11 protein-coding genes are annotated in these 12,389 nt (G+C 69.5%); 8 read left to right on the top strand and 3 right to left on the bottom strand.

Translation table 11 applies throughout. The features are described from left to right. Nucleotides 1–7 precede the first annotated feature (7 nt). On the bottom strand, nt 8–1,840 hold the full coding sequence (locus ACWIGI_RS06220) for a nitrite/sulfite reductase (RefSeq protein WP_454201272.1): 1,833 nt from the start codon (nt 1,838–1,840) through the stop codon (nt 8–10). A 388-nt stretch (nt 1,841–2,228) separates the two neighbouring features. Between ACWIGI_RS06220 and ACWIGI_RS06215 the strand changes: the two genes are divergently transcribed. Continuing rightward, nucleotides 2,229–2,636: an SgcJ/EcaC family oxidoreductase gene (locus ACWIGI_RS06215; protein ID WP_454201271.1), complete on the top strand. Its 408-nt coding sequence runs from the start codon at nt 2,229–2,231 to the stop codon at nt 2,634–2,636. Nucleotides 2,637–2,678: 42 nt separating this feature from the next. Here ACWIGI_RS06215 and ACWIGI_RS06210 read toward each other — a convergent pair whose 3' ends face one another. Together ACWIGI_RS06210 and ACWIGI_RS06205 are read right to left on the bottom strand one after the other, a co-directional pair. Continuing rightward, nucleotides 2,679–3,623, bottom strand: a complete 945-nt coding sequence (locus ACWIGI_RS06210) for an immunity 49 family protein (protein WP_454201270.1) — start codon at nt 3,621–3,623, stop codon at nt 2,679–2,681. Beyond that, a complete protein-coding gene (locus tag ACWIGI_RS06205) occupies nt 3,613–4,212 on the bottom strand; it encodes a VanZ family protein (RefSeq protein WP_454201269.1) in 600 nt (199 codons plus the stop codon). The genes ACWIGI_RS06210 and ACWIGI_RS06205 overlap by 11 nt, the downstream gene beginning before the upstream one ends. 390 nt (nt 4,213–4,602) lie before the next feature. On the opposite strand from ACWIGI_RS06205, the gene hemW reads away from it, so the two are divergent. The 7 genes from hemW (at nt 4,603) to ACWIGI_RS06170 (ending at nt 12,370) form a co-directional block, all read left to right on the top strand. Next, a complete protein-coding gene (gene hemW / locus ACWIGI_RS06200) occupies nt 4,603–5,763 on the top strand; it encodes a radical SAM family heme chaperone HemW (RefSeq protein ID WP_454201451.1) in 1,161 nt (386 codons plus the stop codon). Between the two features lie 361 nt (nt 5,764–6,124). Then, nucleotides 6,125–7,267: an epoxide hydrolase family protein gene (locus tag ACWIGI_RS06195; RefSeq protein ID WP_454201268.1), complete on the top strand. Its 1,143-nt coding sequence runs from the start codon at nt 6,125–6,127 to the stop codon at nt 7,265–7,267. A gap of 65 nt (nt 7,268–7,332) precedes the next feature. After that, entirely contained in the window at nt 7,333–7,920 is a 588-nt protein-coding gene (locus tag ACWIGI_RS06190; RefSeq protein WP_454201267.1) for a thioredoxin family protein, read from the top strand. A gap of 137 nt (nt 7,921–8,057) precedes the next feature. Then, nucleotides 8,058–9,098, top strand: a complete 1,041-nt coding sequence (gene hrcA, locus ACWIGI_RS06185; protein WP_454201266.1) for a heat-inducible transcriptional repressor HrcA — start codon at nt 8,058–8,060, stop codon at nt 9,096–9,098. 34 nt (nt 9,099–9,132) lie between these two features. Continuing rightward, nucleotides 9,133–10,287, top strand: a complete 1,155-nt coding sequence (gene dnaJ / locus ACWIGI_RS06180) for a molecular chaperone DnaJ (protein ID WP_354986026.1) — start codon at nt 9,133–9,135, stop codon at nt 10,285–10,287. Nucleotides 10,288–10,291: 4 nt separating this feature from the next. Continuing rightward, complete coding sequence (locus tag ACWIGI_RS06175) at nt 10,292–11,032, top strand: 16S rRNA (uracil(1498)-N(3))-methyltransferase (protein WP_454201265.1); 741 nt, start codon at nt 10,292–10,294, stop codon at nt 11,030–11,032. Between the two features lie 270 nt (nt 11,033–11,302). Further along, on the top strand, nt 11,303–12,370 hold the full coding sequence (locus tag ACWIGI_RS06170; RefSeq protein WP_454201264.1) for a PhoH family protein: 1,068 nt from the start codon (nt 11,303–11,305) through the stop codon (nt 12,368–12,370). Nucleotides 12,371–12,389 lie beyond the last annotated feature (19 nt).

Raw genomic sequence — 12,389 nt, 5'->3', positions numbered from 1 at the left:
CCTCCAACTACCGCAGATCCGCTTCGTCGGCGCGGACCGCCCACACCGCGAAACGCTCACCCTCGTCCCGGTTCTTGACGAAGTTGCGCGTCACGCGCTCGATGTAGTCACCGAGCTCGACGCTGGTCACCTTGTGCTGGCGCAGCTTGCGGCCGAAGCCGGAATCGAGTCCGAGACTGCCTCCGAGGTGAACCTGGAAGCCCTCGATCTGATTCCCCTCGCCGTCGTCGACGAGCATGCCCTTGAAGCCGATGTCGGCGATCTGCGAGCGACCGCAGGAGTTGGGGCAGCCGTTGATGTTCACGGTGATGGGCACGTCGATGCTCGCGTTGATGTCCGCCATGCGCTGCTCCAGCTCGGGAGCCAGCACCTGGGACCGCTTGCGGGTCTCGGTGAAGGACAGCTTGCAGAACTCGATACCGCTGCACGCCAGCAGGTTCCGGCGCCACTGCGACGGACGCCCGTGCAGGCCCAGCGGTTTCAGCTCGTCGATCAGCCAGTCGACCTTGTCGTCCGGCACGTCCAGCACGATGAGCTTCTGGTACGGGGTGAACCGGATCCGGTCCGAGCCGATGGACTCGACCAGGTCGGCGACCTTGCTCAGGATGGTGCCCGAGACACGGCCGGCGATGGGGGAGAAGCCGATGGCGTTCAGGCCGTTACGCAGCTTCTGCACGCCGATGTGGTCGATGGGACGCTCCGGCTTCGCGGGCGCGGGACCGTCGATCAGCTTGCGCTTCAGGTACTCGGTCTCGAGCACCTCGCGGAACTTCTCGACGCCCCAGTCCTTGACCAGGAACTTGATGCGCGCCTTGGTACGCAGGCGGCGGTACCCGTAGTCGCGGTACAGCGAGACCACGGCCTCCCACACATCCGGCACCTCGGCCAGCGGCACCCATGCGCCGAGTCGCTGGGCGAGCATCGGATTCGTGGACAGACCGCCGCCGACCCACAGGTCCAGGCCCGGACCGTGCTCGGGATGCTCGACGCCGACGAAGGCGACGTCGTTGATCTCGTGCACCACGTCCTGCTGACCGGAGATGGCGGTCTTGAACTTGCGCGGCAGGTTGGAGTACTCCTTCTTGCCGATGTAGCGCTTGACGATCTCGTCGATGGCCGGGGTCGGGTCGAGGATCTCGCCGAAGGACTCACCGGCGAGCGGGGAGCCGAGCACCACGCGCGGGCAGTCGCCGCACGCCTCGGTGGTCTGCAGGCCGACCTCTTCCAGGCGTCGCCAGATCTCCGGCACGTCCTCGATGCGAATCCAGTGGTACTGCACGTTCTCCCGGTCCGAGAGATCGGCGGTGTCGCGGCCGAACTCGGTGGAGATCTGACCGAGGGTGCGCAGCTGGCGCACGCTCAGCGCGCCGGCGTCGCAGCGCACGCGCATCATGAAGTACTCGGCCTCGAGCAGGTCGATGTTCTCGTCGCCGGTGAAGGTGCCGTCGTAGCCCTGCTCGCGCTGGGTGTAGAGACCCCACCAGCGCATGCGGCCGCGCAGGTCGCTCTTGTCGATCGAGGCGAAACCCTGCTTGGAGTAGATGTTCTCGATGCGCGCGCGCACGTTGAGCGGGTTGTCGTCCTTCTTGGACTGCTCGTTGGCGTTCAGCGGCTCCCGGTAGCCCAGGGCCCACTGGCCCTCGGACTTGCGGCGCACGGGCTTACCCGTGCGCTCACGCGGCGCGACGGGCGCGTCTCCGGCGGCGGCGCGGGGACGGTCCGGGCGAACACGACGTTCGGCGGCGGGCCGTTCGGGACGTTCGACGGCGGGCCGTTCTGGACGCACAGAGCGCGCGGGAGTGACGGAATCGGAACTGTCGGCGTCGGTGCTCGACGTCATAGGGTCGCTCCTGAAGATCTTGCGGGCAGGCGAGAGGGGCTGACTCACGCCTCCGATATCAGCGAACCGGGGTAGTTCGACGCTGTAAACCTGGCGTCGATCCGGGAAGAGGGGAGCTGATCTACCGGAGGCTTCCGGCCAGACAGCTCGCGCTGCAGACACGCTTGAAGTCGACATGGCGACGTGCCACGAGTCGTACCCCAAGTCCAATCATGGAGCTTATTGTGCCATGTCAGATGGGTTGTTCCGACCGCCGGGCGATATTTTCCGGACTTTCGAGGGAAATCCCCTGGATAGCGGACCCCATTTGTGACAGGTGTCATAGATCGGCCGGAAAACGATCTTGGACAGTTGACCTTAACCCTACTCGAGGTTCCAAGATGGGCACATGACCACGTCAGAACTCGATACCGCGGCCGAACTCGAAGCCATCCACGCCGTCGTCGCCACCGTCAACGCCGCACAGCGCGCGGAGGACGCCGACGCCTTCCTGAACCTGTTCCATCCCGACGCCATCTGGACCACCGGCGCGGGCAAGTTCCTCAACGGGCGCGAGGAGATCTCCGCCTTCACCCGCGCGGTGCTGCCGGGCTCGACCGCGAACGGCTACGCCGAATACGAGGTGTTCTTCGTCCGCTTCATCCGGCCCGACGTGGCGGCGGTGAAGGTGCGGCAGCGGTACTTCAACCTGGACGGCGAGCTCGAGGCCGAGGGCACCCCGCTCTACGGGATGACCAAGGAGGACGGGCGCTGGCTGCTCACCTTCTGCCAGAACACCCCGGTCGCCGAGCACTGAGCCGCGCGGGCGCGCCTCGAGGGCGCGCCCTGCGGGTGCGGGTCAGCGTTCGCGAGTGGGGTCGCCGGGGGTTCCGTGCGCGGTCCCGGATACCGTCGATTCGACGGTCGCCGAGGCCGTTCCGAAGCCCATCGCCGAATTCGTTGCGCCCGAAGGGGTTCCGGTCGCAGCGGCGGCCAATTCACGCGCCCAGTTCGGTTGCCGCACGAGTCCCGTGGGCAGGTACTCGGATTCGACCTCGACGCGGAGTCCGCGATCGTGCGCCCAGCAGGCCAGGCCCAGCAGCGGCAGGGCGATCACGCCCTCGGGGTCGGTCGACCACGGTTCCTGCTCGAAGAACGCCCGGTGCTGCCGCAGGGCGTTGGTCAGCGCCCACGTGAAACCGTTCTGATCACCGGCCGCCACGCGGGCGAAGACCTCGATGCTCGGGCGCAGCAGCAGATCCACCGGCCGCTGCGCGCCGACCCGGCTCGTCGTCTCGAGCGCGAAGGCGCGGTCGGCGACGTATTCGGGGCCGTGCGCCCGGGCTGTCTGCAGCAGTTCGGCCCAGTCGTATTGGAAGTCGTCGAAGGCGTCCCCGCCGGCGGCGCGCAGCCGCTCGACCGGATACGCGGTCAACTCGCGCAGGGCCGGTTCGTCGCGGGCGATGAGCGCCCACCAGAACGCGGACCGCCAGCCCGGCACCCGATCGAACCTGTCGAAGCCCGCCGCGATGCCCTGCTCGCGAAACCGGTTGGTCAGCGTCGCCATCGTCAGGTGCGCGAGGTGCCTGGTCGGCGGCTGTACCGCGACCGGATCCCAGATCAGCGCCCGCGCGAACATCACCCCGCAGAACGTCCGCGCGAAATTGGGGCCGTCCGGGCGCACCTTCGGCATCGGGATCTCGTAGACGACCGGCGCCACCGACCCCTCGTCCACCACCGCGATCGCGTCGCCGTCGATCGCGTGCCTGGTCACCGCCTCGAAGTCCGCGCCGTCATCCCACATTCGATCCCCCTGTCGCCCAGCCCATCCGGAGCAGCACCCGCGTACTGTACGACCGCCCCGCCGCCCGCCGCGACCCGTGCGCCCGCCCCAGCGCCGCGCCGATCCCCGCCCCCGCCGCGTTCATCAGCACGTCGTCCACCGACGAGTACCGGCCCAGATCCAGGACGTACTGCGCGATCTCGAGCCCCAGCGACAGCACGGCCCCCACCGCGACCATCCGCCCCACCCCCGCGAACCGCGAAAACCGCAGCGGCAACAGCAATCCCAGCGGAACGAACACCGCGAGGTTGGCACTCACCTGCACGAAGCTGTTGAACGATCCCTCCGCGACGGTGTCGATCAGATCCACGAGCGGAACCAGGTTGACCCCTCGCTCACCCCCCTCCAACGGCGTGAGGATCATCCACACCCACGGCACCGTCCCGACCACGATCCCCACCTCGGCGAGCCCCCACCGCAGCGCCCGCCCCCGCTCGCCCCCACGCCGCACCCGCCACCGAATTACTCCCCACCCGATCCCGCCCGCGACCGGCACGAGCACGCCCCACCCGATCAGGACCCCGCCCCACAGTTCCCACACACGCTGCACCCCGCCGACGCTATTGCCACCCCGCCCCCGGTTTCCACCACCGATCCCCGGAGATCCCGTGGAGATTTCGTGTGGTCCGGCCGATGATCGCGCGAGGGGTGAGCTGTGGCGTGCGCGCGACGCGGCCCGGCGGGCGATGGAGGTGCCGAGAGCGCTCGGTCCATCGCCCGCCGGGAGCGGCCGGGACGCGCACCGAGAATTCCCGACCGCGTCCTGGGGTTGTCCGACCTTCCAAGGCGTCTCCGGCCCCAGCGGCCGCCCTGCCGTGACCGCCCCGCCAGTCGGTCCGCGTGCGGTGTGATGTGGGCCTCCGGTCACACTGGTGGGGTGACGTCTTCGGTGAGTTCGAGCAGCGTGGCCGTGTCGGCGGCGGATGAGCGGGCCGAACCGGTGCTCGGGGACTTCGGGGGCGGGGCGTTCGGGATCTACGTCCATGTGCCGTTCTGTGCCACGCGGTGCGGGTACTGCGACTTCAACACCTACACGGCGGGGGAGCTGGGGACCTCGGCCTCGCCGGAATCGTGGTTCGAGGCGTTGCGCGGGGAATTGGCCGTCGCCGCAGCGCGATTCGACGCACTGCCCAGTGATACGCCGGAGGTCGAGACGATCTTCGTGGGCGGGGGAACGCCATCGCTGCTGGGCGGGGACGGACTCGCCGACGTGCTGAGCGCCGTGCGGGCCAACTTCACCCTCGCCGCCGACGCCGAGATCACCACCGAATCCAACCCCGAATCCACCTCGCCGGAGTTCTTCGAACGACTCCTGGACGGCGGGTTCACGCGCATCTCGCTCGGCATGCAGTCGGCGGCCGCGCACGTGCTGAAGGTGCTCGACCGCACGCACACGCCGGGCCGGGCCGTCGCCGCCGCGCGCGAGGCCCGCGCCGCCGGGTTCGAGCACGTGAACCTGGACCTCATCTACGGCACGCCGGGGGAGCGCGACAGCGACCTCGACGCCAGCCTCGACGCGGTCCTTGCCGCCGGGGTCGACCACGTCTCGGCCTATTCGCTCATCGTCGAGGACGGCACCGCCCTGGCCCGCCGCGTCCGGCGCGGTGAACTGCCCGCTCCCGACGACGACATCCTCGCCGCGCGCTACGAGCGCATCGACTCCCGCCTCGAGGCCGCGGGTCTGAGCTGGTACGAGGTCTCCAACTGGGCCGCGAACGACCGCGCCCGCTGCCGCCACAACCTCGGCTACTGGGACGGCGGCGACTGGCTCGGCGCGGGACCCGGCGCGCACAGCCACGTCGGCGGCACGCGCTGGTGGAACGTGAAACACCCTGCGCGCTACGCGGATCGGGTCGCCACCGGCGGCCTGCCCGCCGCGGGCTGGGAGGCGCTCACCGCCGACGAGCGGTACACCGAACGCGTGATGCTCACCGCCCGCCTGCGCACCGGCCTGCCCCTGGCCGACCTGGACGCCGACGGCCGACGCGCCGCCGAACGCGTGGTGGCCGACGGCCTGGCGCTGACCCGCGACGGCAACCTGATCCTCACCGACCGCGGCCGCCTCCTCGCCGACGCCGTGGTCCGCACGCTCCTCACCTGACCGACCCTCCGGACCCCTCCGCCGCGGCGCAAGCTCGAGGACTTGGTGATTCGAGCCCGCGCTCGGGGCCGACCGCGCTGCCGCCCGTGTCGCTGAGTGTCCGCAACGCCGATCTGCGACGGCGCTCGCGGCATCGGGGTATCGCAGGCTCGGTCGGTCCTCCGCCGCTCATGCCGCGATGGGCACCGCGACGTCACGCACGCACCTCGACGCTGTCCACGGGATCGGCTACCGCGGCGCACCGGAGGTCCCAGCGGTGGCGGTCGGCGGCGGTGCGCCCCGCATCGCCCGTGTGTGCCCCGCGGCTGTGCGGTAATCGGCCACCGGCGCGCGAACACGGGGCTACGCTGACGCCATCGCCATGTTCGACGAGGACTTAGTTCCTTTCCAGGTCGAGATCCCGCCGGCGCAGCTGCGGGATCTGCGGCGGCGACTCGAGCAAACCCGCTGGCCCGCACAGGTTCCCGGCGTCGGCTGGGCGCGGGGCGCGCCGGTCGACTACCTGCGGGAGTTGGCCGGGTACTGGGCCGAGCGCTTCGACTGGCGGGCCTGGGAGCGGCGGCTCAACGCGTACACGCAATACACCACCGTCATCGACGGCGCCCGAATTCATTTCCTGCACATACATTCTCGGCATTCCGGCGCGATACCGCTGCTCCTGCTGCACGGCTGGCCCGGCACTGTCCTGGAATTCCTCGAGGTCATCGAACCGCTGCGCGACCCACCCGCCGGCGAACCCGCGTTCGACCTCATCATCCCCTCGCACCCCAACTTCGGCTTCTCCGGTCCCGCACCGGACGCGGGCTGGGACAGCCACCGCACCGCCTGCGCCTACGCCGAACTCCTGCGCCGCCTGGGCTATCCGCGCTACGCCGTGCACGGCGGCGACTTCGGCGCATTCATCGCACCCGATCTCGGCCGCGTCGACTCCGCCCGTGTGATCGGGGTGCACGTGAACGCCGCCACCCTGGGCTTCATCCCGTACGGCCCGGTCCCCGACGACATCGTCCCCGCCCTCACCGACGTGGAGCGAAAACGCCTGGCGCACTTGGCCGCCTTCCTCTCCGACGGCAGCGGCTACTTCCAGATCCAGGGCACCAGGCCGCACACCCTCGGCTTCGCCCTGGCCGATTCCCCGGCGGGCCAACTGGCCTGGATGGTGGAGAAGTTCCACGCCTGGACCGGCGGCCCCGGCCCCCTCGAGGTCCGCGTCGACCGCGACCACATGCTCGCGACCGTCGCCACCTACTGGTTCACCAACACCGGCAGCTCCTCCGCCCAGATGTACTACGAGTCCCTGCACTCCCCACACCTGCCAACCCACTCCACCACCCCGACGGCCGTCGCCAATTTCGCCGGCGACCTGGCGATCCGCCGCTTCGCCGAACAACTGAACACGATCGCCCGCTGGACCGACTTCGAGGTCGGCGGCCACTTCCCGGCGATGCAAACCCCCGCCCTGCTGGTCACGGACCTGCGAGCCTTCTTCGGCGGACCGAGCTAGCCCGCAGCCAACCGCGCTGACCAGCAACAGTATTGAAATCCCGGAGATCGGGCACACTGGGGAACATGGCGCTCGAATCGAACATGGACCCGATCGGCACTCCGGCACCGGATTTCGAACTCCCCGCACTGGACGGCAACAAATTCTCGCTCGCCGCCTTCGACGGGCAGCCCGCGCTGCTGGTGGTGTTCCTGTCGAATCACTGTCCGTACGTGCGGCGGATCGAGTACGCGCTCGGCGCGCTCACCGCCGAGTTCCGGGCGCGGGGGCTGGTCACGGTCGGCATCTGTTCGAACGACACCGAGAACTATCCCGACGACGACGCCACGCATCTGCGCGAGCAGGTGTTGCGGGCCGGGTTCGACTTCCCGTACCTCGTCGACGAAACACAAGAGGTGGCAAAGGCTTTCCGCGCCGCCTGCACACCGGACCTGTTCCTGTACGACGCGGACCGGAAACTGGCCTACCGCGGCCGGTTCGACGCGGCCACCCCGGGCAACACCGAGCCCGCCGACGGCGTCGAGCTACGTGCCGCGGTCGAACTCGTCCTCGCGGGCGACCCGGTGCCCGAACCACATACGCCGAGCCTGGGTTGCGGCATCAAATGGAAGCCGGGCGCCGGCCCCGAAGCCACCGGCTGGCTCAACCGCTGACCCGCACCGGAACCCGATACGCCCGGCCTCGAGCCGGGCGTACAGGCAATTTGCCCGGGGGCAACTAAACTGGACTCGATTGATCCGGGACGCTCGTGCGTACGGGCGAACCGAACGCGAGCGAGGAGGTGGGCCCCATGTCGACCACGGAACAACGGCGGCTCGAGGTCCTGCGGGCAATAGTCGCGGACTACATCTCGACCAAGGAACCCATCGGGTCCAAGACCCTGGTCGAGCGCCACAATCTCGGTGTCTCCAGCGCCACCGTGCGCAACGACATGGCGGTACTCGAGGCCGAGGGGTACATCGCACAACCGCACACCAGCTCCGGCCGCATTCCCACCGACAAGGGCTACCGGCAGTTCGTCGACCACATCTCCGAGGTCAAGCCGCTGTCCAACGCCGAGCGCCGGGCGATCATGGAATTCCTGGAGAGCGGCGTCGACCTGGACGACGTGCTGCGCCGGGGCGTGCGACTACTGGCCCAGCTGACCCGCCAGGTCGCGATGGTGCAGTACCCGACGGTCTCGGCCTCGACCGTGCGCCACATCGAGGTCGTCGCGCTCAACCCCGCGCGCCTGCTGCTGGTCGTCATCACCGATTCCGGCCGGGTCGATCAGCGCCTGGTCGATCTGGGCAACGTCATCGCGGACGACGACCTGGCCGCCCTGCGTGGCATGCTCGGCAAGGCCATGGAAGGCAAACGCCTCGCCTCGGCCTCGGCCTCGGTGGCCGAATTGCCCGAACACTCCCCGGCGCGGCTGCGCGATGTCCTGGTTCGCGTCTCCACCGTCATGGTCGAAACCCTCGTCGAGCATCCCGAGGAGCGACTCGTGCTCGGCGGTACCGCCAATCTCACCCGCAATGCGGGAGACTTCGCCGGGAATGGATTCCCGGGTTCGCTGCGTTCGGTTCTGGAGGCCCTCGAGGAGCAGGTCATCGTGCTGAAGCTGCTGGCGGCCTCGCAGCAGCAGGGCACCGTGACCGTCCAGATCGGGGAGGAGACCAAGGTCGAACAGATGCGCGGGACGGCGGTGGTGTCCACCGGCTACGGCATGCCCGGTACCGTTCTGGGAGGAATGGGGGTACTGGGCCCGACGCGCATGGACTACCCGGGGACAATTGCCTCGGTGGCGGCCGTCGCCCGATACATCGGTGAGGTGCTCGCCGAACGGTGAGCCAGCGGAGACGAAACAGGACTAGAGAGCGCAAGTGGCACGGGACTATTACGCACTGCTCGGCGTCGCACGTAACGCGACCGACCAGGAGATCAAGCGCGCCTACCGCAAGCTGGCGCGTGAGCTGCACCCGGATATCAACCCCGATCCGGAGGCGCAGGAGAAGTTCCGCGAGGTGTCGACCGCCTACGAGGTGCTGACCGACTCCGAGAAGCGGCGCATCGTCGACCTCGGCGGTGACCCGCTCGACTCCGGCGGCGGCATGGGCGGCGGATTCTCCGGCGCCGGTTTCGGCGGCCTCGGCGACGTCTTCGAAGCGTTCTTCGGCGGCATGAACCAGGGCGGCAACCCCCGCAAGCCGCGCGGCCGTGTGCAGCCCGGCGCGGATTCGCTACTGCGCACCCGGCTTTCGCTACAGGAGTGCGCGGTCGGTGTCACCAAGCACCTGACCGTGGACACCGCCATCACCTGCGACCTGTGCCACGGCGCGGGCACCAACGGCAACTCCGCGCCCGTGCGCTGTGAGACCTGCGGCGGCGCCGGCGAGGTGCAGACCGTGCAGCGCTCGTTCCTCGGCCAGGTCATGACCTCGCGGCCGTGCCCCACCTGCCGCGGCGCGGGCGAGACCATCCCGGACCCCTGCCGCAAGTGCGGCGGCGACGGCCGCGTGCGTTCGCGCCGCGAGATCGCCGCCCCCATCCCGGCGGGCGTGGCCAGCGGCATGCGCGTGCGCCTGGCCGCCCAGGGCGAGGTCGGCCCCGGCGGCGGTCCCGCCGGCGACCTCTACATCGAGATCGTGGAACAGCCGCACGACACCTTCGTGCGCGACGGCGACGACCTGCACTGCACCATCCGCGTGCCGATCGTGGACGCGGCGCTGGGCACCACGGTCGTGGTCGACACCATCCTCGACGGCCCGGTCGAGCTGACGATCCCCGCGGGCACCCAGCCCGGCGAGGTGTCGGTGCTGCGCGGGCACGGCATGCCCAAGCTGCGCGCCAACTCGCGCGGCGATCTGATCTCGCACCTGGACATCGTCATTCCGACCAAGCTCGACGCCAAGCAGACCGACCTGCTTCGCAAGTACAAGGGCCTGCGCCCCAACGAGCGCACCGAGGTGCTCTCCACGCAGTCCGAGCACAACAGCGGTCTGTTCGCCCGCCTGCGCGCGTCCTTCAGCGGACGCTGATCCCTTGGCCGCCACCGTCTTCTACCTCGACGAGGTCCCGGCGCCGGGCGCGACCGCCGTACTCGACGGCCCGGAAGGCCGGCACGCGGCGACCGTCCGGCGCATTCGGGTGGGTGAGGCGATCACCCTCTCGGACGGGCACGGCGTCCTCGCCGACTCCGAAGTGGTTGCGGCACAGAAGGACAGGCTCGAGCTGAAGGTCCTCGAGCACCGGGTCGCCGCCCCCGCGACACCGCAGGTGACCGTGGTGCAGGCGCTGCCCAAGTCCGATCGCTCCGAACTCGCGGTCGAGCTCATGACCGAGGCGGGCGCGGACGCGATCGTGCCGTGGCAGGCCGCGCGCTGCGTCTCCAACTGGGAGAACAAGGCGCACAAGGCCGTCGAGAAATGGCGCACCGCCGCCAAACAGGCCGCGCGGCAATCACGCCGCGCCTACATCCCCGACGTCGCCGACCTGCACGCCACCCGCGACCTCGTGGAACTGGTGCGGTCGGCGGTCGCGCGCGGGGCGATCGTGGCCGCGCTGCACGAGTCCGGGGCGGGCCGGTTCACCGAGCTGCCGTTCGACGGCGCCGACGAGGTGATCCTCATCGTCGGCCCCGAGGGCGGCCTCGACGACTCCGAGATCGCGCTGCTGTCCGAGGCGGGAGCCCGGGCCGTGTTGCTCGGGCCCACGGTGCTGCGCACCTCCACCGCCGCCGCGGTGGCGCTCGGCGCGCTCGGCGCCCTCACCCCCCGCTGGTAGACCCGCGGCGCGTGCACACCGGGCCCCGTCGGAAATCCTACTTTCGATGGGGTTTGGGATTTCGCCCTCGGGGAACACCCACGAAACCGATAACGCCCAGGCCGCAGGGGTGCGGCGGTTGTGCCGCACAGTCCGGGTAGCCCCTTATTCACTGGGCGCTGTCGGGGTACGGCGGTAAACTTTCCATCAACGAAGTGAGGCTCGAGACCGGGAAGCAGGCTATAGCCACTTTTGAGTACACCAGGCAAAATCGGCGACCAGAACAGCCCCGTGTCCAACGGCGGCGTCGGCGACAACGTGACGGGTCCGGCGGGCCGGACCGTACGCTCCAGCATTGAATTGGCACCCGAGTCGGTATTCGGTTTCCTGGGTTCGGCTGATGAGAACCTGCGTGAACTCGAGCGCCTCCTCGCGGCCGACATCCATGTCCGCGGCAACTCGGTCACCCTCACCGGCAAACCCGCCGACGTGGCCCTCGCCGAACGCGTGATCGCACAGCTGGTCGCGCTCACCGCGCGCAATCGCGTCGTCACCCCCGAAGCGGTGCGGCACACCCACTCCATGCTCACCGAGGGGTCCTCGGACTCACCGGCCGAGGTGCTGAGCCTGGACATCCTGTCCCGGCGCGGCAAGACCATCCGCCCGAAGACGTTGAACCAGAAGCGCTATGTCGACGCCATCGACAAGCACACGATCGTGTTCGGCGTCGGCCCGGCCGGTACCGGCAAGACGTACCTGGCCATGGCCAAGGCCGTGCAGGCGCTGCAGACCAAGCAGGTCACCCGCATCATCCTCACCCGTCCGGCCGTCGAGGCGGGCGAGCGGCTCGGCTTCCTGCCCGGCACGCTCAACGAGAAGATCGACCCGTACCTGCGCCCGCTCTACGACGCGCTGCACGACATGATGGATCCCGAGGCCATTCCCAAGCTCATGGCGGCCGGCGTGATCGAGGTCGCGCCGCTGGCGTACATGCGCGGCCGCACGCTCAACGACGCGTTCATCATCCTCGACGAGGCCCAGAACACCACGGCCGAGCAGATGAAGATGTTCCTCACCCGCCTCGGCTTCGGGTCCAAGATCGTGGTGACGGGCGACGTCACCCAGGTCGACCTACCCGGTGGCTCGCGGTCGGGGCTGCGCGCGGCGGTCGAGGTGCTGGGCGACATCGACGACATCCACGTCGCCGAGCTGACCAGCAGCGATGTCGTGCGGCACCGGCTGGTCGCGGAGATCGTCGACGCCTACGACCGGTGGGAGACCGATACCCGCCCGCAGGTTTCGCACTACCCGGGCAACCGTGCGCAGCGGCGTGCCGCGAGCCGGGAGGGGCGACACTGAGCTCGGCCGATAGGCTGAG

Source organism: Nocardia sp. NPDC055321, from assembly GCF_053645575.1.
Note: the sequence above shows the minus strand (reverse complement) of the source record. Positions and strands in the feature narration are given on the sequence as shown.